Consider the following 25293-nt stretch of genomic DNA (forward strand, 5'->3'; position numbering starts at 1 on the left):
TCTAAATAAGAATTTGATCGATGAGTAGTATCCCTTTGCAACTTCCAACTTCTAAACTCTTTGAAGAGCACCTTCAAAAGAAAAAAAAGAAGGGGAAGAAACTGAAGAAGGAGTGTTGTTTTAAATACATGAAGAAAAAAGGGAAGTACTGCAAATCATGTCCAACATTACACGCAATGTGCCAACATGCAGGAAGAGATCTATAAAACGAAAAGTGCCAAAATAGCCCAATGTGCGGCTACAGATTCATTTTTGCTTCAGTTTGATCAGGAAGAGATCAGCTTCAAGCTGTGCGATCTATTTGCTTTCCGTAAAAAGATCATGGCTTTTGATATTGTAGAACTACTGGAAAGTTCAGCTCCGGATGTAGAGTTGGTGCATCTCCCTCACTGCGACCGATTCCTTGTTCTTTCGATCCGTGAGATACTGGAATTTAGAGAGCTTCTAAACGGAACGTTTGATACCTTAGCACTAAACAGCGCCGTTCAGAGGATTTTGCGAAAGAACGTATTCAATTTCTGATCGGTTAGTTAATTAGACAGAAAAGAAAATAATTATTTGGTATGAAAGATATTCTGAGAAGACATCATGTGCTCAAAGATGAGATAGTAGATGTGCTAAACAGACAAATAAAGATGGAAGCGCACTCTTCAGCATCATACCTGGCCATGGCTGCTTGGTGCGATGTACGTGGGTATGACAACAGTGCGGACTTTTTCTTCAAGCAATCAGACGAAGAGCGCAAACATCAGTTGAAGCTATTCCATTACTTGTGCGACATGGAGTGTGATGCGGTTTCTCCTACCGTAGGTGAAAGCCAGCATGATTTTGGATCTCTTAGAGAAGTATTCGAAAAAGCCTTGGAGCATGAAATCGCAGTTTCGGATGCGATTCATGAGATTGTAGGCGAATGCCGAAAATATAATGACATTGCCACTGAAGAATTTATGAGATGGTTCGTTCAGGAGCAAATTGAAGAAGAATATATCGCTAGACGTGCGTTAGAACTATTTGACGTACTAGGTGAAGATAAAATTGCTTTGGGTATGTTCGAGGAGCGTATCCTGGAGATCAAGTACGAAGAGGGATAAATGTTGTAATAAGGAAAATTTTAAAAGCCTCTCAGTTGCTGGGGGGCTTTTTTTATGGAAAAAAACTATCTTGTTTGACAGATAATGGATGTAAGAGAGTTTAAATCGGAAAGAAGAAAACAGAGATTTCGTTTTTGGAATTTCCTATTTGGCACTGTTGTGTTAGGATTAATTGGTTATTTCATACAATGGAAGCAAGTCAAAATCGAAGAAGAGATTTCCAATAGACAGTTACAAATAGACTACTTCAACACTTTTTTGCCTCATTACATGGATGTTTCTAAATCAGGTATTGACAGGCAAATAATGCTTCTGGAATACATGGAGATAATGAGCGAAAAAGATTTAAAGGCTAAATATCGACAGCTGCTGGATAGTGCATTAAGTAAAAGGCAGCTCTATAATCGCTTGGATAGCCTTTCTAAAGCTTCAAGTTCAATCGAATCACTTTTGAACAAGAGTAAAAATGAACTTTCATTATCAAGCTCTGAGAACGAAGCTTTAAAAAAGAGAATTAATGAATTGGAAGTTAAGACAAGAAAAATTGAGCGAGAAAAAAATGATATCAAAAACCGATTATCAATATCTACCCCACTTGTGGCACCATATGGAATAAGTAAATATTGGGTTAATCGAAACGATTCTATCATTATTAGAATTTCGATTAATGATACAGTTTTCTTTAATGAAAGTTTAAGACTTATTTTAACCAAAGGCAATAAATCAGAAATAGCTATTGAAACTAATTACAGCGGTTCATTCGACTTTCTAAAGGACGGATCTGCTATGATATTTAAAGGTCTAATCAAGAGAAGTAAAGAGTCTGTGGTCGCTCAAGTTCCAACAGGAAAATGGTATGTCAAATATGAATATTCAACTCCAAGAAAAATCACATTCAATGATGAAGACATTTGGATTGACGAAGGAAGCCTTGCCTTTGGAGACTATTACTATCTTAAAATTCAGAGAGAGTAATTTGGTTTATCTTGATGCTATCATACTCACCAACTAACGAAGCATATTAGCAACTTCTTCTTTTTATATGGGTTTATATTTTGAAACAAAATCCCAAAGCACCACTCCTATACTCACCGAGATATTCAACGAATGCTTGGTGCCATATTGAGGAATCTCCAACACGGTATCCGCAGTTTCGACTACCTTGTCATTCACTCCAAATACCTCGTTCCCAAAAACAAATCCGTACTTTTTATCACCTTCAACCTCAAAGTCAAGAAGTGAAGTGCTTTCATCCGCTTGCTCCACAGCCACAACCTGATAGCCATCTTTTTTCAACTGGCTGATGCAATCTGAGATACTTTCTACATGATCCCACTCTACAGAATCCTGGGCACCCAATGCTGTTTTATTGATTTCACGATGCGGTGGCTGGGCCGTAATTCCACACAAGTAAATTTTTTCAATACGAAAGGCGTCAGAGGTACGAAAAGCGGATCCCACATTCATGGCACTTCGGACGTCATCAAGGACTAAAACAGCTGGTATTTTTTCCGCTATTTTAAATTCCTCTGGCGATAGCCTGTCCAGCTCCTCATTCTTAATTTTTCGCATGAAATATTACCGTTAATATTGCAATCTAATCCTCAAAACTAAACCGAATCATTTGTATGGCTGGCACAAAGTCCAAAGCGAAGGAAACCCCGCTGATGAAGCAATACAATCAGATCAAGAGCAAGTACCCGGGTGCGCTGCTGTTGTTTCGAGTAGGAGATTTCTACGAAACCTTCGGAGAGGATGCTATTAAAGCCAGCAAGACTTTAGATATTGTGCTGACGAAGCGATCCAATGGTGCTGCATCTGAGATGGAACTGGCTGGATTTCCTCATCACGCCATGGATAGCTACCTGCCAAAGCTTGTTCGAGCTGGTTATCGAGTAGCCATCTGTGATCAGCTCGAAGATCCTAAGTCTGTCAAAGGCATTGTAAAACGTGGGGTAACAGAACTGGTTACCCCAGGGCTTTCGCTCAATGACAATGTACTGGATCAGCGAAAAAATAACTTCCTTGCTTCGATTTACCCAGGAAAGGAAAAATGTGGGGTGGCGTTCCTTGATCTTTCTACGGGTGAGTTTATGGTCTCTTCAGGGACGGAAGATTATGCAGACAAACTCATCCGAGGCTTTCAGCCATCTGAAATTATCTATCCCAAACCCAATCGTGACTGGTACGGTCAGCGATACGGTGAGCACTTTGCTTCGTTCGCGCTGGAGGAGTGGATCTTCAGTAAAGAATACGGATACGAAAAGCTGACTACCCATTTTAATGTGCCGAACCTCAAAGGCTATGGCATTGAAGAATTATCTGAAGGCATTTTGGCTGCCGGAGCGATCCTTTATTACCTGGATGAAACCGAGCACAAAGAAACCAACCACATCAAATCCATCTCGCGGATTGATGAGAACAAGTATGTGTGGCTGGACCGCTTTACGATCCGCAACCTGGAATTGATCCAGTCGGCACAACCGGATGGCATCTCTTTGATCGATACCATCAATCAGACCCTCACGCCGATGGGTGGAAGACTGCTCCGGAAGTGGCTGGTGCTCCCACTCAAAAGCAAACCCGAGATCGATCAGCGACTGGATGTCGTTGAAACCCTTACTCAGGAAGAGGAGTTGCAGGACACCCTTCGTGAGCATCTGGAAAAAATTGGTGACCTGGAACGGCTGGTTGGAAAAGTAGCGACCAGTCGGGTCAATCCAAGGGAGCTGCTTCAGCTTAAAAAGAGCCTGCTTCAGCTGGAGCCGATTCGTGAACTGATCAAAGGAAAGGAATCCCTCAATGCTTTTTACGATCTGTTGAATCCATGTGAAAAACTGATTGAAAAGCTAAACAGTGACCTGAATGATGATGCACCGCTGCAGCTTCATCAGGGAGGTGTGATCAACGAAGGAGTAAGTGCTGATCTGGATGAGCTGAGAGCTATTTCTACTTCAGGAAAGGATTTTCTGTCCGGAATTCGGGATCGTGAGATCGAACGAACCGGGATCAGCTCACTAAAAATTGCATACAATAAGGTCTTTGGCTACTACCTGGAAGTATCCAACGCTCATAAAGACAAAGTGCCGGAAGAATGGATTCGGAAGCAGACCCTTGTGAATGCCGAGCGTTATATCACGGAAGAGCTTAAGCAATACGAAGAGAAAATCCTGAATGCAGAATCTCAGATTGGTGTACTGGAGCAAAAACTCTATTCTGAACTAGTGGTCTTTGCCCATTCCTATATCGATGCGATCCAGCAAAATGCAAAAGTGGTTGCTCAGCTTGATTGCTTGTCTTGCTTTGCGCAGCAATCGCAATCTTATAATTATTGTCGGCCGAACATCTCTGAGGAAAAAATCATCGACATTAAGGAAGGTCGTCATCCGGTGATTGAACGAAACCTGGCCGATGGTGAAGACTACATTTCCAACGACCTCTACCTCGACAATGAATCTCAGCAGGTCATGATCATTACCGGACCGAACATGGCAGGTAAGTCTGCACTATTGAGACAAACAGCACTAATCACGCTGATGGCACAGATGGGATCGTTTGTGCCGGCAGGTTATGCCAAGATTGGGTTGGTGGATAAGGTTTTTACCCGTGTAGGAGCTTCGGATAACCTGTCGCGTGGAGAATCCACGTTCATGGTAGAGATGACAGAGACCGCCAGCATTCTGAACAATTTAAGTGACCGTTCGCTGGTGCTGATGGATGAGATCGGTCGGGGGACGAGCACTTATGACGGTATTTCAATAGCCTGGTCCATTGTGGAGCATTTGCATAATCACCCGAAAGCGAAAGCCAAGACCCTGTTTGCTACGCACTACCATGAGCTGAATGAGCTGGCGAAAGATTTACCTCGTGTGAAAAATTTCAATGTGTCCGTGAAGGAGTTGGACAATAAAGTGATCTTTATGCGTAAGCTAGTGGAGGGCGGCAGTGAGCACAGCTTCGGGATTCATGTGGCGCAGATGGCCGGCATGCCCAATGAAATTGTAATTCGTGCGAATGAGATCTTAAAGCACCTGGAGAAAGAAAAGCTGACGGACAGTGACCGCCAGAAACTAGAAGAACTGCCTACGCAGCAGTTCCAGATGAATTTGTTCGAGGCAGATCCACGCATGGAACGCATGCTGGATATCCTTCGAAACATTGATGTGAATACGACCTCCCCGGTGGAGGCCCTGTTAAAATTGAATGAGTTAAAGGATGTGCTGAAAGGCAATTAAGCCACAGCCATCACTTCGTATTGCATGGAATCCGCTTCCATGATCAGGCTGTTTACATATTGAAGTTTAGACTCCAACGCCTCATCACTTCTTCCATCCAGTAGTCTTACCAAATGCTTTCTGATTTTTACTGCACATTCTAGCGTCATTTCGATCTCTTCGTTCAACATAATTGTATCTGTTTTTGTGTGGTTTGTATTTTTCGTCATTAGCGACAATACAAAGATGAACAGTAGAAGTGCGGATTCTGCGTGTGTAAATCTCGATATTGAATTAAGCAAAATTACTAGCCGGTTTTTGCTGGATTTGAGCCCTCGATCAAAGCGTGTATTTCATCGATCCTAAGCGACCAGTCAGCGAAATATGTTGCAGTTTGTCGGAATTTGGGGTAGTGTTTTTTAATGGGAGCTTATCAAAATAGAGGGATCCCAGCAACTCAATAAACCAAAACGGTATTCCCTTGGGAGGATAGCCATTGCTATCCGAGTCATGGGAATCTTTTATTTAGATCCCCAAGTCTCGCTCTTTCATCGCTTCGCAAGGGGATGAAGGAAGGGAATAAAAAAAGCCTGACTCTTTCGAATCAGGCTTTGTACCTCGGACGGGACTTGAACCCGTACGGACGCAATGTCCACAGGATTTTAAGTCCTGCGTGTCTACCAATTCCACCACCGAGGCAGAAATAAAGAAGCCGCAACTAGTGCGGCCCTTTGAGCGGGAGACGGGATTCGAACCCGCGACCCCAACCTTGGCAAGGTTGTGCTCTACCAGCTGAGCTACTCTCGCTTATCCTCTTACTTTGAAAAGGACTGCAAATTTATATGAACCATTGAAATTTGCAATAATATATTCAGGCTCTTTTCATCAATAATTCACATGCCGATCAATCACCTCCTGGTGGATGTCATCAATGGTGACCAGGATAGCCGTTTCTTCTACATCACCAAAGTCCGGGTTTTGTGCGGTACCAAATGTCATCATGGTGTCTGAGAGACTCATGTAGATGTTGATAAGCGGGGGAACAAACTCGCCTCGCTCTTTTAGCAGCTTATTTAGCAGCTTAAATCCTTCCTGAAAACTAAAGACTTTGTCAAAGTGCTTTTTGAATAAGCCATCATCAAACCCGGCAAAGAGTTCTTTCTTGGGTTCGCAAAGGCCCAGACGGTTGGGGAAGTAGTGCGCCATAAAGGACAGCAGAATATTTCGTGCCTCAGTGTTGTAGCTGGTGTACATGGTCACCTTGCCAAAGAAATACTTGATCTCAGGGTATTGGGTCACCAGGCATCCCAGACCGTCCCAGATGTTCATAAGGCGTAGAGGCCCTAGCGTGGGTTGATAGCTGGCTGATAGTTGTTTAACACACAAGATAGCCCTTGAATGTCTCCCTTTTTTTAGATGCACAAGGTTGTCTTATCAAGACAGATGATGTCTTGTATGGTTCATTTTTGCAATGACTTCCTACCTGCGTAAATATTTACAACAGCCAAAACAAGGAATACGGCAGGAATAGCTGGCGGGCGGATTTTCAAAGGCAAGACGCTCGCCGGTACATCAGGATGCATATGCACATAAAAAGCAGCAAGCATCATGACTACTATAAGTAGATTCCCATAAACTGAGATCAGGTTCTTGACGCGGCTTTTTTGCACAAGACACGAGAAAGCCAGCACGATAAAAGCTGCTCCAACTAAAATTTCTCCTAGTTGACCAGCCCAATAGGATAGTGACTGAAGTGGTAAAGCACTCATTTGTACCTGCACGGAATACCATCCTTTAAAAGGATTTACAAATTTCAGCATTCCAAACATGAACATGGAAATCCCTAGAAATCCAGTTAAAATCTTGTGGGCTTTTTTCATTGTTTTTTGTTGACTTTTTTTAATAGGTACCCAAATAGGTTTGTGTTTAGCTTTCGGCTCATTACATGCTTGCTTGACCAATTCATGATTTTATTCATAAAACCGTAAGTGGTTGAAGACTTTTTGCCTAATGACTTTATGGCGTCAGCGGCCACTCTTTTGGCAGAGCTCATTTTCATCGGGAGTGACGAGAAATCGTACATTGAAGTCATTGGTGTGTCTGTTAATCCCGGAACCACTGACAGCACATCAATATTGTACTGTTTGAGTTCGTGGTGGAGGGCTTCTGCGTACGTGTTTTGGTAAGCTTTGGTGGCCGAATATGCTGTCATTAGTGGAGTTCCAATGAACCCAAGCATCGATCCAAACAGGATGATACCACCTCGTCCTCTTTTTGCAAACCTTCCGGAGAAATGTCTTGTTAGTTTGACAGATGCTACCACATTAAGGTTTATCATCTCCACTTCATCTTGAACTGAAGTGTTCATGTACCGATCTACATACATTGCTCCTGCCGCATGCACTAGAAGACCAATATTTAGACCGTTTAACTTTACCTCCAGCTTGTCAAGAAAGTCTGCATCCTTCAAGTCCAATTCCAGGGATTTAACAGATACTTCTTTATTTAGCTCTTTGTGTAGTGTGTTTAGGTTTTGCAAATTTCTGGTGATAAGGACAAGGTTTACTCCTTTATTGGAAAGCTGGATAGCCATTTCTTTTCCGATACCAGATGATGCTCCTGTAACAATGGCCCACGGACCATATTTAGATTTGAAATCCATCATCTATTTTTTTTACTATCACCGACCTTTTCAAGCTCGGGGTTGGGGTATAACATACTTTCAGGGAAATTGTCGAAGGCAAACGAATCAATAGTGATCTGATGTAGCCTCTTTTTTTCTTTTTTCTTGGGGCCATTCATAAACACAGTTTGCTTATGAGGAATATGCACACCTTCAATGGAACGGAAGTCTTCATAGTGAATGGATCCATAAAAAGCAGCCGACCCGGGAAGTTTTAAATAATTGTCTCTAATGGTGAATTCGGCATATTCGATCAGTGAACGCTCCTTGTTTATCCAGAGCAGGTATTGGTCGTGCTCTTTGTGGGGCTTAGGAGTGCTCCAGGTTACAAAAACCAAGTGGTACTCCTGCTGGTCAAATGTTCTATCTCCAGCATAGGATATGATAGGCGCATCTTTCAGGCGATCGGGCAGCTCCATAAAGTACTGGTATGCCGCCAGTCCAAAGGACGTTTTTTTGTTGCGTTCCATGAAGGTGATGCCATCTTCGTTATCTTCATAGTATTGCCAGCTTTGTAGCCCTGCCATCTTCCCTTTGTATTCACCGGAAAGAAATTCTACTTGTCCATCGAAAGTCCCGATGGCATACTTGAAATTTAGTCTCGTCCGCTTTTCCGGCCAGGGCTTGCCTATTCCACCCATGAGTCCTTTCCACACATCGGTACCGGAAAATGAATAGGTGCTATGCTTGTTTAGCTCATCCAAGCCCTGGTTCCTCCAGCTTGTCAGCAGTAGGTCTTTTCCATGGTTTTCGGTTTCTGGTGAAATACCATTTTTAACTGTTCTGGTTTGTAAATCTGCCAGGCAGCCGGAAAGGAACAGGGCAGGAATGAAATAGGCAGTAATGATGTATTTTTTCATTGTTGACCTCAAATAATTTTTTGGCAAAAATCAGTGATGGGAAAGGTTGAGGTCAGGACTATCCGCTCAATAAACTGGAATATCAGATCACTTTATTTTCCCCTGTATGTGGTGGGGGCCAATCCATATTTCCGCTTGAATACCCTGGAGAAATAGTCTGGGTCGCTGAAACCTGTTTCATAGGCGATATCATTGATCCCTTTTTTTGTAACCATAAGTTGCTCCGCTGCTCTTTCCAGCCTTTTGTTGAGAAAGTAATTTGCCGGAGTATCGTTGAAAGTAGATTTAAAAGCCCTTTTGAAAGAGGAAAGGCTCATATTGGTCAGCCTTGCCAGCTCCTCAGCGGTCAGGTTGGTGTAGAGGTTGGTATGAACAACGTCTCGAAGCGAGGCGGATAGCGGAGAGAACAGCTCTTCTAGCAGTTGAACGACGGATTCTGCATTTTTTGATTGGATCAAAAGCAAAATGAGCTCTTTGATTTTAAGTTCCAGCAAATCATCATTGACCAAAGCAGGATTCTCAAAGTAGAAATTAAGGTTTTCAATAAACTTCTCTAAGGTATCGTCAGGGATAATAGTAGATATTCGTTTTTCTAAAACACGCTTCTTTATTACTGAGGGAAGTTCATGTGCGTAAAGTCTTTTCAACATCTCAGGATAGAGATGGATGGCAATGATCTCCACTCGTTCCTCATCCACGTTTCTCTTGAGCCAATCCACAAAATAATGTCCACATTTTAGGAGTACGGCCTCTTTAGAGTTGATCGCCAGGGATTGGTTGGAAGTGTGAAAGTGGGATTTTCTTCCGGAGATGTACAGGAAGCAGCCTTCTTCTTCAAAGAGGGCCTCATACCGAAAGGGAGTTTTAATCACCACTTTTTCGATGAGTATACGACCTTGATATTCAAATGTGTTTCTTGCCAGAAGCATTTGTATTTTCGAAGCAACTTTTGATGAAAAATAACTTCAAGGTTCGTTTGGTTCCATTTGATAAATCTTTAGTAGCCGGAAAGCCAGGCAGTGACTTTGTCCATGTAATTGCACGCAAACTAAATGTGGTGTTAATACAAATTGTAAACCTCAATAATTTATATGTCGATCCTTCACTTCCTGGTGGATGTCATCAATGGTGACCAGGATAGCGGTCTCCTCCACATCGCCAAAGTCCGGGTTTTGTGCGGTACCAAACGTCATCATGGTGTTTGACAGGCTCATGTAGATATTGATCAACGGCGGGACAAACTCACCCCGCTCTTTCAGCAGCTTATGTAGCAGCTTAAATCCTTCCTGATAGCTCAGGTCTTTGTCAAAGTGCTCCTTGAACAAGGCATCATCAAACCCGGCATAGAGTTCTTTCTTCGGTTCACAAAGCCCCAAACGGTTGGGGAAGTAATGCGCCATAAAGGACAGTAGGATATTTCGTGCCTCAGTGTTGTAGCTGGTATACATCGTCACCTTGCCAAAGAAATACTTGATCTGAGGATATTGCGTCACCAGGCATCCCAGACCGTCCCAGATGTTCATGAGCGCAAACAGTCCTTTTCTGGGATTATTTGCCGGCTGGTAGTCCGGCTGCACCCATGAACGCCCCAGCTCAATAGAGTACGGAAGAAATTCTTCTTTCATTCGATTGGAGAAATCGAAGTAGTGAGCGGTTGAAAGCTCAAAATCTCCGGTTTCAGGATTCCTGGCTCGCTCGCCAGTGATGAATCGATAGCCACCAATGATCTCCCGGTCTTCCGGATTGTACACAACTAGTTGTTCATAGCATCGTTCGCTGGTGTCAGCAGCATCAATATCCACTTCTTCACCTGTCCCACCTCCGGCATACCTGAAAGACACCTCGCGTAAGCGCCCGATCTCACGCATGACATTGGGCGCATTGTGGTGGTTCAGGATGTAAATCTTGTTCCCCCCCTTGTTGGTATCGCGCACAAACCGTTCTTCATTGAGCTCCTGCTCGATCAGGTCCCGGTCAACTGGCGCTATGATTTCTTTACTTTTATGCATTTTTCTTTTTAACCGTCATAGCGAGCGAAGCGCGGCTATCTCATCATATTTATTACTTCATCCAAATCATAAGATCGCTTCATTCTTCGCGATGACGTCTTGCTTTTGAGAACCTTCTAAGCTTCTCTTAATTCACTCCCTTAATTTATAAACTTCTCCTTTAACCCACTGCGCCCAGTCGTGATCCGATCGATCACGTGTAAATGTTTCAGGCAAAACAGGCTTTCCAATGACAATCTTGACTTCCTTGCCTTCTTGCTTGAACAGCTCATCAACCAGGTAGAACATCTCGATGTTCACTTTGATGTCGAGAAACTTTCGAATGTTGGCCAGACGGTAAAAACGATTGGTGAGCCTCCCGTCAATATGCACTGGGATCACCGGTTTGTTGTACTTGCGAGCCTTGGTCACAAACGTCTTTTTCCATTCCAGATCCATGATTTCACCATGGATTTTCCTACTGACAAGTCCGGCGGGGAACAGGAAAGTTGAATTTCCAGATTCAAATTGTTTCTCTACTTTCTGAAGGGATTGTGCCGCACTGCGGCCTACTTTATTCACCCCTACAAATTTTTCCTTCAGATTTCGAACGGCCATCAAAAGGTCATTGACAATAAATTTAATATCCGGACGAACATCTTTCAGAAGGTGAATGATGGTGATGGCATCCATGCCACCGAAGGGGTGATTCGCAACGAAAATGCAAGGTTGATCCAGTGAAGGCACGTTCTCTTTTCCTTTGATACTGAGTTTTTGATTGAGTAATTCCACAGCAGCTTCACAAAATTCAAATGCATCCGCATCTTTATTAGCCGCCATAAAAGCATTAACCTGATCCTGATGAATGATCTTTTCAATCCAGCGAATGACAAAACCCGGAAGCCACTTCAGCAGCGTGGGGTTCTTATCAGCAATCAGTTTTCGTACCTCTACAAATTTCTCCATGGGGTGACGGCAATGATAAAATGGTTTACGGGTTTGGGCAAGAAGAATATTTACTTCACCATGATGGGCTCTTCCAAATCCGGATCAAAGGATAAAATAACAACTCGTCCGGAAATGTTCTCCAACATTGGTCTCAACACCGTATGCGCATTTTCTTTCGTCTGCTCCAGAATACCCGATTGGATAGCAGAAGCTTCAATTTGTTTTTCAGCTACTTTATAGAGTTCCTGTACAAAGTTTTTGCGATCCTCTTCCCGCATATAATCGGTCTGCAGATCGTAGAGTCGGGATTTTTCCAGGTCGATCTTAAAGTAGCAGATCTCTGGAGCCGGTAGTCGAAGGAAAAGGGTATCTCCGGTTTCAGAAAAATCAATATTTGTTGGTTCTATTTTTTGAAAATCAATGCAGCCCACTGCACTGCCCTGACTGATCAATACACCTTTGGAATCGGGAACCAGTTTAAACTTTTGAATGCCCAGGTTGATTTCTTTAGCAATCTTCTTCACTTCAGTCACCTCCTGAAAGTTGTATTTTACGAGTTCCATCTTGCCCATTTGCTCTACCCGGGTAAGGATGGTGTTCGTCATAATTTCCGTTCTTCTTTCTGAAGAGTTACTCAGTTTTTCTGTGAACAACATCCATCCCAACAGACCAACTGTTAGTAGCCAGGGCAGAATTTTGAGGATTAGTTTCGTCAGGTTGATCATGGGTATAAGATAATATGAATATCTGATAAGGTTAATAAGTAAAACTTTTGAATGTGGGAAGGAATAGCCGACAGGTTAAGCTCTCCTCAATGTCATCCTGCAAAGGATCTTTGACTTTCAGTGCTTCGATTTTCAAAGATTCTTCCAGAATGACAAGAAGGTTGATAAAGATCCGCTTAACCTGGCGGCCATACATGACCATATTTTTGGATCTTAAGAGGGAACCCCTTTGTTTGTTTATTCATTCATTGTAATATTGCAATAAATAAATGAATGACATGAAGAAACTGAGCTTTTTGGATCGAAATTTAACCCTGTGGATTTTCACTGCAATGCTTTTTGGGGTAGGAATTGGCAATTTCTTTCCAGGTGTGGCAGACCAAGTGAACGCAATGAGTTCAGGCACCACCAATGTGCCGATTGCCATCGGGTTGATCCTGATGATGTATCCACCGCTGGCTAAAGTCAATTATTCGCTACTTCCCAAAGTGTTTCGAAATGTCAAGATTCTTTCTTTGTCATTATTGCTCAATTGGATCATTGGACCACTATTGATGTTCATCCTGGCAATTACCTTTCTTCAGGACTATCCTGAATATATGATTGGATTAATACTTATTGGTTTGGCACGTTGCATCGCGATGGTGCTGGTTTGGAATGATCTGGCTGAGGGGAGCCGTGAATATGGAGCTGGACTTGTCGCCCTCAACAGCATTTTCCAGGTCTTTGGATACAGTTTTTATGCCTGGTTATTCATTACAGTGCTTCCACCCTACTTTGGTTTTGATGGAGCGATCGTGGATATTTCCATTGCTACCATCGCAGAGAGTGTAGCCATTTATTTGGGTATTCCATTTTTAGCCGGGATTCTGAGTCGCTGGCTGTTGGTAAAAAAGAAGGGTGAAGACTGGTATAAAAACACTTTCATCCCAACGATTTCACCCATCACGCTGATTGCTTTGCTATTCACCATCGTGGTGATGTTTTCCCTGAAAGGTCAATTGATTGTAGAAATACCGCTTGATGTACTGAGAATAGCTGTTCCATTATTGATCTACTTTGTACTCATGTTTTTGATTGGATTCTTTGTGAGCAAAGCAGTGGGAGCGGAATATGACAAGAATGCTTCGGTGGCGTTCACAGCTGCTGGAAATAACTTTGAGTTAGCGATTGCTGTGGCCATCGCTGTGTTTGGTCTTAATTCTGGCCAGGCTTTTGCCGGAGTGATTGGTCCGTTGGTTGAAGTTCCTGCATTAATTTTACTGGTGCGAGTTTCTTTTTGGCTGAAAAAAAAGTACTACACCGCAACCAAATAATTTATTCATCGTAATATTACGATATGGGAGTTAGTCGAACCGATTTATTTACCTCTGAACAAAACGAATTGGCGTTGGTGGCCAAAGCGTTTGCCCATCCGGCACGGGTGGCAATTATTGAGCATTTGATCAAAGCCAATCAATGCATTAACAGTGATTTGGTAGAAGAATTGGGTTTGGCTCAAGCAACAATCTCTCAGCACCTAAAGGAATTAAAAAGCGTTGGATTAATTAAAGGCACGGTAGAGGGGACATCCATGTGCTACTGCATTGATCCTGAAATTTGGCAAACTGTAAAAAACCGATTGAAGGGTTTGATGGATAGTTACGATCCAAACTGCTGCTAAAAAAATTTGAATAAAAACATCGTAATAATACGATATATAAATGAAAATAATATCTCTTAATAGCAATAACCTGAATAATAGTTTGGTCTTTTATCGATCCTTGCTGGATCAGATGCCAGAAGATATAGGTCCCAATGTTATTCGGTTCAAAACGGATCAGTTTCGATTGGATATCATCGAGTCAGTAAATGATGCAGAAGATGGACATCACGTACTGGAAGTGAAAGACCATTCTGTGTTGCAGGAAATTAACAGGCGAATGAGTCGATTTAGAAAGATTGAACGATTAAAGGAAGAATGTGAGAACATTGGAAAAGCCATCGGTCTCACTGATCCTGATGGAAACAAATGGGTGATTGGCAACCCTGAAGTGACAGTACACTTCGAAAAATGCTACATAGATTCAGAAATTTTTTAAACAACAATTATGATGGAACAGAAAACAGTATTTCCAAGAACGCATATCTCATTATTTGTCAGTGACATTGGTGAAACGGTGGCGTTCTATGATAAATTTTTTAACGAAAGTGCGGCCAAAGTGAAGGACGACTATGCCAAGTACGAGCTGGATGCTCCTGCATTGACCATTTCGTTTATACAGAATCCGGAGAAGGTGAATACTTCCGGACACTACGGCATTCAGGTGAAAACCAAAGAAGAATTGAATGAAAAGCTAAATTTGGCCAGAGGCCATAAGTTGGTAGAGTTGGAGGAAGCCGAAACGGCTTGTTGCTATGCCATTCAGGATAAATTCTGGGTTAACGATCCGGATGGATACGAATGGGAAGTCTATCACTTCTTAGGAGACGTAGAACAAAACAAGGAGAAGCAGGCTGCAGCTTGTTGTTAAAAATTCCCCTCCCTGGAGGGGCTAGGGGTGGGTTTAGTTTACCCACCCTGTTTTAATTAATCAATAAATACAAATGATCTACTCACAAATTAAAACCTACCTCGACGAGACCTCATCAGCCGAAATCACTGATGCACGAAAGGCTATCCTAAGTGAAATTGCCGATTACATCAAGTCAGCTGAGGATCCAAAACTCAATTTCATCTGCACACACAACTCTCGAAGGAGTCACCTAAGCCAGATTTGGGCGCAGACCATGGCGCACCACTATGGGGTGGATGTGAAAACCTTTTCCGGAGGAACAGAAGCCACGGCCTTTCATCCCAATGCAGTCGCTGCTATAGAGGAAGCGGGTTTTGATGTGAAAAAAGAAGAAGGAAGCAATCCTCGCTATGAATTAAAGTTTTCAGATGATGGACCACCAATGATTTGCTATTCCAAAACATTTGATGATCCAGTCAATCCAGGCTCAGGATTTGCAGCTATCATGACCTGCTCGGAAGCAGATGCCGAATGTCCAATAGTTTTTGGAGCAGATACTCGTATCAAGCTTTTTTATGAGGATCCAAAAGTTTCAGATGGTACCGGAAACGAGGAAAAAATCTATGGTCAGAGGAGCCAACAAATTGCGGCAGAGATGGCCTATGTTTTTAGCCAAGTGAAAAGCTGATTTTTTAGAATCAATTTGGGTTGCCACGTGTTTATATTCCAAAAAACACGCACATGGCAATACCCTCACACTTAAAACTCACCGTTCCGGAAACGCAATATCCTCGGATCGTTATCATAGGCGGAGGCTTTGCTGGCCTTAGATTAGCTAAATCACTGAAGAAGGTAAAAGCGCAAGTGGTGATGCTGGATCGAAATAACTTTCACACGTTTCAGCCGCTTTTATACCAGGTAGCGACGGCTGGATTAGAGCCGGATTCAATCTCAGGCCCATTGCGAAAATCATTCGAAGGACATTTTAATTACGTTTTTCGGATGGTAAAAGTCACTGGTGTGGACTTTGAAAAAAACGAGGTGATCACCAAGGTGGGCAATTTGAAATATGATTATCTGGTGATCGCCAATGGTTCCGCTACCAACTATTTTGGCAAAGAAAATTTCAGAGAAAAGGTACTTCCATTAAAACGGGTGGTTCATGCGCTCGATTTGAGAAGTCACATCCTTCAAAATTTTGAACAAGCCGAGCTGACGCAAGACCCGGAGCTCTTTCAACGCATGATGAATATTGTAGTTGTTGGTGGTGGACCAACTGGCGTGGAAGTAGCGGGAGCATTGGCAGAGCTTAGAAACCACATTCTACCCAAGGATCATCCGGATCTCGATTTTTCAAAAATGAATATCCATCTTGTAGAAGGAACAGATCGTTTACTCAATGGAATGAGTGATTTTGCCGGCAAGGAGGCACTTAACTACCTCAAAAAAATGGGTGTGGATGTTCGATTAAATACAATGGTAAATGATTATGAAGCTGGCGTGATTGATTTGGGTGATGAGGAGCTTAATGCGGAAACACTCATTTGGGCGGCTGGAGTAAAGGGACGAATTATTGAAGGCATTGATGCAGAAAAGGTGCAGAAAAGTCGTATTGTGGTAAATGAGCACAATCGAGTGAAAGGGATGGATAATGTTTTTGCAATCGGTGATGTGGCTATGATGGAAACGGATAGATTTCCAAACGGTCACCCGATGTTGGCACCTGTAGCCATTCAGCAAGGCGAGCATCTGGCTAAGAATATCAAGCGGATGTTTGAGGGTAAAGAGCTTAAGAGATTTGAATATTTCGATAAAGGGACCATGGCAACCGTGGGAAGAAATAAAGCGGTGGTGGATATGCCGGGTGGCCTTCATTTCAAAGGATTTTTTGCCTGGCTGGTGTGGATGTTTGTGCACATCATGTACCTGATTGGATTTAGAAACAAACTCATCACATTAAATAATTGGATTTGGAGTTATTTCACTTATGATAAGGGTACCCGGCTGATCATCAGGACTTTTTCACTCAGGTCAAAAAAAACATTGACAGCCGACCGTAAAATTTCAGGCTAGAATAAGACCACAAATCCAATAAATGCTCCTTACTTCAAATGGTTCTTTTCAATTTGAAATGGAATCATATTTTTGCAAGCCAAACTCAAATAAAAAAGCATGGAAGAGCAAGTAATCGACAAGGATCTTCAAAAAGAGCATCAGGAGAAAATCCAGAAAGTTATTTCTGAAGTTGGTAAAGTCGTCATTGGCCAGGAATACATGGTCAACCGACTACTTGTAGGACTGTTTACTCAGGGACACATTTTACTTGAGGGAGTACCAGGTTTGGCAAAAACATTAACGGTAAATGCGCTGGCGGATGTGTTGAAGCTAGACTTTCAGCGGATCCAGTTTACACCGGATTTGCTTCCGGCCGATCTGGTGGGAACCATGATTTACAATCAGCAAAAAGCTGAGTTTGAGGTTAAGAAAGGACCAATCTTCGCCAATCTGATTCTGGCGGATGAGGTGAATCGTTCCCCGGCCAAGGTACAATCTGCGTTGCTGGAAGCCATGCAGGAAAAGACGGTTTCAATTGGAGAAACCACTTACAAGCTGGATCGTCCATTCTTAGTGATGGCCACTCAGAACCCTATCGATCAGGAGGGAACCTACCCACTACCAGAAGCTCAGGTAGACCGATTCATGCTAAAAATTCATGTGGATTATTTGAGCAAAGAAGATGAGCTTCAGGTAATGAGACGAATCTCAAACATGAGTTTTAGCCCACAGTTAGAAACCATTCTTACCAAAGACGATATCTTCTCTATCAGAAATGAGATCAACCAGGTGACGGTTTCTGAATCCATCGAGAAATACATCATTGAGATGGTGTTTGCCACACGAAATCCGTTGGATTACAAACTGAATGATGAGGCACAATACATTCAGTTCGGAGCTTCTCCCCGGGCATCCATTAACCTTAACCTGGCAGCTAAAGCCATGGCGTTTTTTAATGAGCGCGACTATGTGTTACCGGAAGATGTGAAAGAGATTGCTGATGATGTTTTAAACCATAGAATTCTTCTCAATTATGAGGCGGAGGCAGATGAGGTTTCTACTCATGACATCATTAAATCCATATTATCTAAGGTTAACATCGCAAAATAGCGATAGACACAAAAGATTATTTTACGGTTGGCACTTTACAATTTCTTAACAATTGTAACAGTGGCCTAACAAACATCACATTCATTTAATGATTTCGTAACGGCCTTCCCGACAGCAGTTAACATTGGGCCGTCACTTTTGCGATTACAAATTGATCTATCAAAATATTTAAATCGCAAAAACGAAATGAAAAAATTATTTGCTATCGCAACGTTGATCACAGGATCCCTGGTTATGGTTTCTTGTGGGAGTGATGACGGAGAAACAATTACAGAGGTAATTAACGAATTAGAAGGTGGGCTAGGAGTGTTAGTAGAGGCTAACATTACTTCAAACACTACTTGGTCTGCAGATTCTATTTATGTTCTGGCAGACAGAATTGCAGTAGAATCTGGTGCTACATTGACAATTGAGGCAGGTACTATTATTAAAGGCCAGGCTGGAACAGGAGCTAATGCCACTGCTCTGGTTGTTGCTCAAGGGGGCACACTAAATGCACAAGGAACTGCAAGTGCACCAATCATCTTCACTTCAGTTGCAGATGAAATCACAGTAGGACAGATTGATAGCCCTAACCTATCTACAGATGTAGATGGATTATGGGGTGGATTGATCGTACTTGGAAATGCTAAGATTTCAGTTGAGGGTGATGCAACCTCTACAAACATCGAAGGGATTCCTTCAACAGACTCTAATGGTCTTTATGGTGGATCTGATGATTCAGATAACTCAGGAACTATCACATATGTGTCTGTAAGACATGGTGGAGCAAACATCGGTGAGGGTAATGAAATCAACGGGATCACCTTCGGTGGTGTTGGTTCCGGAACAACTGTTCACCATGTTGAAGTAATAGCTAACCAGGACGATGGAATCGAGTGGTTCGGAGGAACTGTTTCCGTTAGCCATGCACTTGTTCTTAATAACGGTGACGATGCAATAGATACAGATCAGGCTTGGGCTGGAACGCTTGATAACTTCGTAGTAATAAATCCAGGAGACAAAGGATTTGAACTAGATGGTCCTGAAGGAACATACGAAGGCACCGGTCATACAATTACAAACGGAACTGTTTACATGGGTGGATGTGCTGGTGGATATGATGATGATAGCGGTACTGACGCTATCGTTTCTAATATCTACTTCACTGGTGTTACTGATGGAACAGGAACTTCAAATGATTACAATGTAAACGGCAGCTTCGTGGCTACCAACATTGAATTTGATGTAACTCCAGTTGACCTTGATGACGATGGTGATACACCTGATGTGGCTCCTCTTGCTGCTGATTACTTTGCTGACATGGTGACTGCAGGTGGTGTTATCACTGAAGTGACAACTGCAACTGTAGGTGCTGATGAAACTGAGTTCAGCTCTTGGACAATGGCGTCATTGAGAGGTGAATTTTAATAGATAATATTTTTACAATAAAGCCCGATGAGTTGAATCATCGGGCTTTTGTTCATTTTGAAGATCAATTTTACTGCTTATAATGAGACACGTTCTGTTTATTTTTTTGATAGTTACATTTAAAGCGTTCGCGCAGCAAGGGACTATCAGGGGCACAGTCATAGAAGATGCTAATGGCGAGCCTTTGTTTGGAGTTACCGTTCAGATTAAAGGAACTACAAATGGGGCCATCACCGATTTTGATGGAAAGTTTGAAATTAAGGCTGCACCTGGCACGTACGATTTACAAGCTTCTTTTGTTTCTTTCCAAACAGTGACTATTAGTGGTCTGGCTGTTGAGCAAGAAGAAGTCACACTCATTGATCAAATCCGATTGAAGGAAGATGTTGAGTTGTTGGAAGAAGTGGTCGTTACAGCTGAAGTTATAAAAACCACAGAGGCTGCATTAATGACTGTAAAGAGAAAATCCGCCAGCCTGGTGGATGGAATATCTGCTGCTAGTTTCCGAAAAATAGGAGATAGTGATGCAGCATCAGCTGCTAAAAGAATTACAGGTGTATCTGTTGAGGGGGGTAAGTATGTCTACGTAAGAGGATTAGGAGATAGATACACAAAAACTCAACTAAATGGAATGGATGTTCCTGGATTGGATCCTGACAGGAACAGTATCCAGATGGATATCTTTCCAACAAATGTGCTTAACAATATCATTGTTTCTAAAACATTTACTGCAGACCTCCCAGCTGATTTCACAGGTGGATTGGTAAATATTGAAACAAAGGATATTCCTGATATTAAAACCACAACAGCACAAATAGGCTTTGGCTATAATCCGAGCATGCATTTCAATGCAGACTACCTTACTTATGAAGGAGGGAAAACTGATTGGTTAGGATTTGATGATGGTTCCAGAGAGCTTCATATTGGCGACAATGAGCTTTTCAGTGCAGTAGATGTTGCCACAGCCGGACAGACTGAGCAATCTCAAATAGCCGCTCAGCAAGCAGGTTTTAATAAACAATTAGGAGCCATGAGAGAGAGAAGTTTTATGGATTTCAACCTTGGGTTTTCTACTGGCAATCAGAAGGAAATAGGAATTGGTACACTTGGTTACAATTTTGCATTAACCTATAGAAACTCAACTGAATATTATGATGATGCATTATTTACTCAATATTTCATTCGAACTGATCAGCAAGAGCTTGTTCAGATATCTAATCAAGAAGGTGAATATGGGGTAAACAATACATTGCTTGGCGGATTGGTCGGATTAGGATTAAAGCGAAACAACTCTAAGTACCGAATTAATTTCTTGAAAATTCAGAACGGTGAATCAAAAACCGGTTCTTTTGATTTTGAAATTTTTCCAAATACCATAGCCTCAGATTTTGTAGGGGTTCAGAATAACCTTGAATTCTCACAGAAGTCTTTGACAAACCTTTTCGTATCTGGTGAGTATTTTCTTAATTCATGGACACTAGGTTGGAGAATCTCTCCTACCAAATCATCGATTTATGATCCTGACATAAGATTTACCAAATATGAGATTCTTCTAGATGCGGATGATAACCCACGAGGATTCGATATTGGAACAGGTAACTCAGGTGTGCCAGTTAGAATTTGGAGGGATTTGAATGAGACCAACCTATCCTCAAGGGTAGATGCTTCTAAAGAATATGATATTAATGGAAGAGACGCCAAGTTAAAATTAGGTGCAGGTGTTGCATTAAAAAATAGAGATTTCATCATTCGGGAATTCAATCTGAATGTCGAGCAGGATGAATTTATTGGTAACTACGATGAGCTTCTTTATGACGAAAATTTATACCCAAGTGAAAATGGAAATATCTATTATCCTCAATACCTTGGTGGAAACGTAAATCAATTTGATGCATCTGTTTCTAACTATTCATTTTATGCATCCAATGAGTTCTTTCCATTTGACAGGTTTAAAGCTATCGTTGGTTTAAGAGCTGAGGCTTATCAACAGAAATATACTGGTGAGAACCAACAAAATATTGTTTTGGATAATGAGACAGTTATTGATGAGTTCAACTTGTTCCCGTCAACCAACTTTACTTATCAAATCAGTGAAAAACAGAATTTACGATTTGCTTACAACAGAACAATTGCAAGATATTCTTTCAAAGAAGCATCTTTTATTGAGTACTTTGATCCACTTACCGGTCGAACTTTCTTAGGTGCACTTAGTCCAATCGAAGATCCTGAAACTAGGGAGATCATTTGGGATGGAAATATAAAATCGACATTGATTGACAACTTTGATGTGAGATGGGAACGATTTGGAGACCGAGCACAAATCCTCTCCATATCTGGTTTCTATAAAAAATTCAGTGATCCAATTGAGATTGTGCAAATCGCATCGGCAAACAATAATTTCCAGCCGCAAAATGTTGGTGATGCGACAGTTTATGGTGCTGAATTAGAATTCAGACAAAGTTTAGGTCTTATTAATCCTTCATTTTCAGACTTTTTTATCAATGGAAACGGTACCTGGACTGTATCTCAGATTACGATGACAGATATAGAGTTTGAAGCGAGACAAAGAAACGCCAAGACTAATGAGAATGTTGATCGTGAAAGAGAACTTCAGGGGCAGGCACCATACATCATCAATACCGGTCTTTCATATGCGGGACAACAGAATGGATTAGAAATTGGGTTGTATTACAACGTTCAAGGGCCAACCCTTACCTACACAGGTGGACCTAGAGGCGCTCCCGACGTTTACAGCATTCCGTTTAGTAGTGTGAACTTCAGCGCAATCAAAAATTTCGGAGAAAACGATAAAATGAGGCTGACATTTAGAGTGAACAACATTCTAAATGATAAACGTGAGTGGGAATATCAGGCGTTTGATTCTAAAGATCAAATCTTTGAAGCAAGGTCACCAGGAACGCGCGTCAGTCTGGGTTTTAGATATTCATTCTAGGGTAATTAAAGTAGTTAATTAAAAGGGATGTTTTTTTAACATCCCTTTTTTTATTCGTTCCAGAGGCTTGGACACTCATCTTGATTGCTGACCCCATTACCAAGCCATAATTTAAGCTCTTCAATTCGTTTCTCAGTAAAGCGGGTCATTTCCTTACACTTGCATGGGTTAAATACTTCCTTACCGTACTCTTTTCTGTAGTGACGATCCCAGTCTTTTGGATATAATGACTTCAGGTGATGATCTCTGTATTGAATCCAATACACTTGCTCCATATTAAAGTTGCTAAGGAATTTTTTGTTGTCCTTATGTTTGGACCTGATCTGATTAATAAGATCAAGCATCTCTCCATCTACGGTATCAAACCTCGCACAAGGGTCAACATCATTTTTAGGTGTGCAACTGGTCAAGATTACCCCTGCAAAAAAAATGATAGCAAGTTTTTTCATGAATTGAACTTTTGGTGAAATTAGGTTCAAAAAGAATATTCCGAATGTCTAAGTGATTAACAAATTGTAATCACTTCAACTCTATTGTTTTGATCCTTTGTCTTAGCCCCTCAATCTCCTGCTCAATTGCTGTAATCTGACTTAATAACTCCTGCTTCCTGGTTTCCAGCACTGCATCCCGATATTCATCGCATAGATCATCGGCTTTCTCTTGTTTTTTCTCTATCTGCTCAACCATATGGTTGATATAAAACTCCTTTTTGAAATCCAGGATCATCGCCAGTGCCTGCTCATTATATTTTTCATTTTCTACTCCCAGGAAAAAGTCTGAGCCACCATTTCCATCGGTAGTTTGCGTGAAGATTTCTATATCAACATTGCCATCATTTACTTGCGAAGGCACGGTCACCTTATAGTAGGTTTTCATATTTAAAGGAGCACCAAACGCCCGGGCATATTCCCACCACCCCCTACGTACCTCTTCCCATCCAAAATCAAAATTTGTAGTATACCCCTTTAAAGCTTTACCTTCCAGTGATAACTGAGCAGCAGTTGCTTTCGGCACGTACTTTTTTTGCGAGAAACTCACCAGCATGGTGAACAAAAAAAGGTATCCGAGAGTATGTTTATAAACGAATTTATCCATGTCTTCAGCAAAACTAAACGACCCAATCAAAACGGTACTTATCACCGGCGGTACCGGACTGGTAGGTACTGAGCTTAGCAGGCTACTCACATCATCCGGTTACAAGGTGACACACCTTTCACGCAATCCAACGCAAAAACACTACCAGACATTCTATTGGGATGTGAAAAAAGGAGAAATTGACGATGAAGCAATTACTTCCGCTGATGTGATCATTCATTTAGCAGGTGCTGGGGTATCAGACAAGAGATGGTCAGATGCGTGGAAAAAAGAGATTTATGATAGCCGGATAGACTCTACCAAGCTGCTCAGGGAAAAAGTAGAAAAGTTAAATCCTGGTCTTAAGCATTTCATTTCTGCTTCGGCCATCGGTTATTACGGATGGGATACTGGAGAGAGGCTCGTTGATGAGACCACTGAAAAAGGTGATGGATTCCTTGCGGATGTGGTAGATGACTGGGAAAAGGAAGTTGACAGGTTCGTCAATCTGAATGTTAAGACCTCAAAAGTTCGAATAGGCATTGTTTTGAGCGAGAAAGGAGGTGCATTGGTTGAAATGGCTAAGCCAATCAAATTTGGAGTAGGTGCACCTCTTGGTTCCGGTAAACAATATATGAGCTGGATTCACATCAACGACCTTTGTGGAATCTTTTCTCATGTACTACAAAATGATAAAGAAGGCACATTTAATGGAGTAGCACCCAACCCGAAAACGAACAAAGTATTTACCAAATCCGTAGCAAGTCAGCTGGGCAAGCCACTTTGGCTTCCGAATGTTCCTAAATTTGCGCTCCGATTGATTGTGGGCGAAATGTCGGATATATTAGTCGGTGGCAATCGCGTGTCCAGTAAAAAAATTGAAGACACGGGATTTAATTTTCAATTTGCAGCGTTAGACGATGCGCTGCAAGACTTACTACAATAACTACTAATGGAAGATAAGAAAGCAATTTCCAGGGAGGAGGAAGCACGAATATTAGAGGCTTTTAAAGAAAAAGACTGGAATGAGATAAAGAGTGCCGACTCCTGGGTGATTTTCAAGGTGATGGGCGAGTTTGTTCAGGGCTTTGAAAAGATGGCCAAAATTGGTCCGTGTGTATCCATATTTGGGTCAGCCAGAACCAAGCCGGATGACAAGTATTACAAAATAGCAGAAGAGATCGCTGCGAAAGTGGTACGGCATGGATATGGAGTAATCACCGGTGGTGGTCCGGGTATCATGGAGGCCGGTAACAAAGGAGCTAATGCACAGGGAGGTAAATCAGTAGGACTGAACATTGACCTGCCGTTTGAGCAAAATAACAACATCTACATCGACCGAGACAAAAGCATCGATTTCGATTACTTCTTTGTACGTAAGGTCATGTTTGTGAAATACTCGCAGGGATTCATCGTACTACCAGGGGGTTTTGGAACGATGGATGAACTTTTTGAGGCATTGACCCTGATTCAAACGAAGAAAATTGGACAGTTTCCGATTGTCTTAGTGGGAAGAGAATTTTGGTCTGGTCTGGTGGATTGGTTGAAAGACACCATGCTTGAAATTGGAAATATTAGTGAAACAGATTTGGATCTTTTTCATGTGGTAGATACAGCCACAGAGGCGGTCAATGTAATCGATGAATTCTACAGTAAATACAACTTGAGCCCGAACTTTTAACCGGGG

27 protein-coding genes and 2 tRNA genes are annotated in these 25293 nt (G+C 41.9%); 15 read left to right on the plus strand and 14 right to left on the minus strand.

Annotation, left to right across the window (positions count from 1 at the left end; all coding sequences use genetic code 11):
* Nucleotides 1–186 precede the first annotated feature (186 nt).
* The 3 genes from ACP14Y_RS10435 (at nt 187) to ACP14Y_RS10445 (ending at nt 2066) form a co-directional block, all read left to right on the plus strand.
* The gene (locus tag ACP14Y_RS10435; protein WP_424962899.1) at nt 187–522 is read left to right on the plus strand and encodes a hypothetical protein; all 336 of its coding nucleotides are present in this window, start codon (nt 187–189) and stop codon (nt 520–522) included.
* 41 nt (nt 523–563) lie between these two features.
* Nucleotides 564–1091 carry a ferritin gene (locus tag ACP14Y_RS10440; protein ID WP_424962900.1) on the plus strand — a complete coding sequence of 176 codons (528 nt, stop codon included), beginning with the start codon at nt 564–566 and terminating at the stop codon, nt 1089–1091.
* 84 nt (nt 1092–1175) lie between these two features.
* A complete protein-coding gene (locus tag ACP14Y_RS10445; protein ID WP_424962901.1) occupies nt 1176–2066 on the plus strand; it encodes a hypothetical protein in 891 nt (296 codons plus the stop codon).
* Between the two features lie 63 nt (nt 2067–2129).
* Here ACP14Y_RS10445 and ACP14Y_RS10450 read toward each other — a convergent pair whose 3' ends face one another.
* Entirely contained in the window at nt 2130–2663 is a 534-nt protein-coding gene (locus ACP14Y_RS10450; RefSeq protein ID WP_424962902.1) for an RNA methyltransferase, read from the minus strand.
* A 56-nt stretch (nt 2664–2719) separates the two neighbouring features.
* Between ACP14Y_RS10450 and mutS the strand changes: the two genes are divergently transcribed.
* Nucleotides 2720–5326: a DNA mismatch repair protein MutS gene (mutS, locus tag ACP14Y_RS10455; protein WP_424962903.1), complete on the plus strand. Its 2607-nt coding sequence runs from the start codon at nt 2720–2722 to the stop codon at nt 5324–5326.
* On the opposite strand, the gene ACP14Y_RS10460 is transcribed toward mutS, so the two are convergent.
* From ACP14Y_RS10460 to ACP14Y_RS10510, 11 genes are all read right to left on the minus strand, one after another.
* Entirely contained in the window at nt 5323–5496 is a 174-nt protein-coding gene (locus ACP14Y_RS10460) for a hypothetical protein (protein WP_424962904.1), read from the minus strand. The genes mutS and ACP14Y_RS10460 overlap by 4 nt on opposite strands.
* 423 nt (nt 5497–5919) lie before the next feature.
* Nucleotides 5920–6004: transfer RNA gene (locus ACP14Y_RS10465), tRNA-Leu, on the minus strand.
* A 35-nt stretch (nt 6005–6039) separates the two neighbouring features.
* Nucleotides 6040–6112, minus strand: a tRNA-Gly gene (locus ACP14Y_RS10470).
* Between the two features lie 78 nt (nt 6113–6190).
* Complete coding sequence (locus ACP14Y_RS10475; RefSeq protein WP_424962905.1) at nt 6191–6634, minus strand: hypothetical protein; 444 nt, start codon at nt 6632–6634, stop codon at nt 6191–6193.
* Between the two features lie 131 nt (nt 6635–6765).
* On the minus strand, nt 6766–7185 hold the full coding sequence (locus tag ACP14Y_RS10480; protein ID WP_424962906.1) for a hypothetical protein: 420 nt from the start codon (nt 7183–7185) through the stop codon (nt 6766–6768).
* Nucleotides 7182–7970 (minus strand): SDR family NAD(P)-dependent oxidoreductase, encoded by a 789-nt coding sequence (locus ACP14Y_RS10485; protein WP_424962907.1) that lies wholly within the window; start codon nt 7968–7970, stop codon nt 7182–7184. The genes ACP14Y_RS10480 and ACP14Y_RS10485 overlap by 4 nt, the downstream gene beginning before the upstream one ends.
* The gene (locus tag ACP14Y_RS10490) at nt 7967–8848 is read right to left on the minus strand and encodes a hypothetical protein (protein ID WP_424962908.1); all 882 of its coding nucleotides are present in this window, start codon (nt 8846–8848) and stop codon (nt 7967–7969) included. Before ACP14Y_RS10490 ends, ACP14Y_RS10485 begins: the two co-directional genes overlap by 4 nt.
* Before the next feature lie 92 nt (nt 8849–8940).
* Complete coding sequence (locus ACP14Y_RS10495) at nt 8941–9777, minus strand: helix-turn-helix domain-containing protein (RefSeq protein WP_424962909.1); 837 nt, start codon at nt 9775–9777, stop codon at nt 8941–8943.
* Between the two features lie 150 nt (nt 9778–9927).
* Entirely contained in the window at nt 9928–10857 is a 930-nt protein-coding gene (locus ACP14Y_RS10500; protein WP_424962910.1) for a GNAT family N-acetyltransferase, read from the minus strand.
* 132 nt (nt 10858–10989) lie between these two features.
* A complete protein-coding gene (locus ACP14Y_RS10505) occupies nt 10990–11802 on the minus strand; it encodes a 1-acyl-sn-glycerol-3-phosphate acyltransferase (RefSeq protein ID WP_424962911.1) in 813 nt (270 codons plus the stop codon).
* Between the two features lie 50 nt (nt 11803–11852).
* Nucleotides 11853–12509 (minus strand): DUF4230 domain-containing protein, encoded by a 657-nt coding sequence (locus ACP14Y_RS10510; RefSeq protein WP_424962912.1) that lies wholly within the window; start codon nt 12507–12509, stop codon nt 11853–11855.
* 269 nt (nt 12510–12778) lie between these two features.
* On the opposite strand from ACP14Y_RS10510, the gene arsB reads away from it, so the two are divergent.
* The 9 genes from arsB to ACP14Y_RS10555 all read left to right on the plus strand — a co-directional run bounded on the left by arsB (nt 12779) and on the right by ACP14Y_RS10555 (nt 22532).
* Nucleotides 12779–13825, plus strand: coding sequence for an ACR3 family arsenite efflux transporter (gene arsB, locus ACP14Y_RS10515; RefSeq protein ID WP_424962913.1), 1047 nt, complete (start codon nt 12779–12781; stop codon nt 13823–13825).
* 23 nt (nt 13826–13848) lie between these two features.
* Nucleotides 13849–14172 carry an ArsR/SmtB family transcription factor gene (locus ACP14Y_RS10520; protein ID WP_424962914.1) on the plus strand — a complete coding sequence of 108 codons (324 nt, stop codon included), beginning with the start codon at nt 13849–13851 and terminating at the stop codon, nt 14170–14172.
* Between the two features lie 40 nt (nt 14173–14212).
* Nucleotides 14213–14590 carry a hypothetical protein gene (locus ACP14Y_RS10525; RefSeq protein ID WP_424962915.1) on the plus strand — a complete coding sequence of 126 codons (378 nt, stop codon included), beginning with the start codon at nt 14213–14215 and terminating at the stop codon, nt 14588–14590.
* Between the two features lie 9 nt (nt 14591–14599).
* The gene (locus tag ACP14Y_RS10530) at nt 14600–15022 is read left to right on the plus strand and encodes an ArsI/CadI family heavy metal resistance metalloenzyme (RefSeq protein ID WP_424962916.1); all 423 of its coding nucleotides are present in this window, start codon (nt 14600–14602) and stop codon (nt 15020–15022) included.
* A gap of 73 nt (nt 15023–15095) precedes the next feature.
* Complete coding sequence (locus tag ACP14Y_RS10535; protein WP_424962917.1) at nt 15096–15692, plus strand: protein-tyrosine-phosphatase; 597 nt, start codon at nt 15096–15098, stop codon at nt 15690–15692.
* Nucleotides 15693–15745: 53 nt separating this feature from the next.
* Nucleotides 15746–17077, plus strand: a complete 1332-nt coding sequence (locus tag ACP14Y_RS10540) for an NAD(P)/FAD-dependent oxidoreductase (protein WP_424962918.1) — start codon at nt 15746–15748, stop codon at nt 17075–17077.
* A gap of 99 nt (nt 17078–17176) precedes the next feature.
* A complete protein-coding gene (locus ACP14Y_RS10545) occupies nt 17177–18169 on the plus strand; it encodes an AAA family ATPase (RefSeq protein ID WP_424962919.1) in 993 nt (330 codons plus the stop codon).
* Nucleotides 18170–18355: 186 nt separating this feature from the next.
* Entirely contained in the window at nt 18356–19579 is a 1224-nt protein-coding gene (locus ACP14Y_RS10550; protein ID WP_424962920.1) for a hypothetical protein, read from the plus strand.
* An 82-nt stretch (nt 19580–19661) separates the two neighbouring features.
* Nucleotides 19662–22532 (plus strand): TonB-dependent receptor domain-containing protein, encoded by a 2871-nt coding sequence (locus ACP14Y_RS10555; RefSeq protein ID WP_424962921.1) that lies wholly within the window; start codon nt 19662–19664, stop codon nt 22530–22532.
* 50 nt (nt 22533–22582) lie between these two features.
* On the opposite strand, the gene ACP14Y_RS10560 is transcribed toward ACP14Y_RS10555, so the two are convergent.
* On the minus strand, nt 22583–22981 hold the full coding sequence (locus tag ACP14Y_RS10560) for a lysozyme inhibitor LprI family protein (protein WP_424962922.1): 399 nt from the start codon (nt 22979–22981) through the stop codon (nt 22583–22585).
* Between the two features lie 70 nt (nt 22982–23051).
* Nucleotides 23052–23627 (minus strand): hypothetical protein, encoded by a 576-nt coding sequence (locus ACP14Y_RS10565; protein WP_424962923.1) that lies wholly within the window; start codon nt 23625–23627, stop codon nt 23052–23054.
* On the opposite strand from ACP14Y_RS10565, the gene ACP14Y_RS10570 reads away from it, so the two are divergent.
* Nucleotides 23626–24552 carry a TIGR01777 family oxidoreductase gene (locus tag ACP14Y_RS10570; protein ID WP_424962924.1) on the plus strand — a complete coding sequence of 309 codons (927 nt, stop codon included), beginning with the start codon at nt 23626–23628 and terminating at the stop codon, nt 24550–24552. The two genes, ACP14Y_RS10565 and ACP14Y_RS10570, sit on opposite strands and share 2 nt — an antisense overlap.
* Nucleotides 24553–24558: 6 nt before the next feature.
* The gene (locus ACP14Y_RS10575; RefSeq protein WP_424962925.1) at nt 24559–25287 is read left to right on the plus strand and encodes a TIGR00730 family Rossman fold protein; all 729 of its coding nucleotides are present in this window, start codon (nt 24559–24561) and stop codon (nt 25285–25287) included.
* Nucleotides 25288–25293: the final 6 nt, after the last annotated feature.

This window comes from Ekhidna sp., assembly GCF_965247405.1.
GTDB lineage: Bacteria > Bacteroidota > Bacteroidia > Cytophagales > Cyclobacteriaceae > Ekhidna.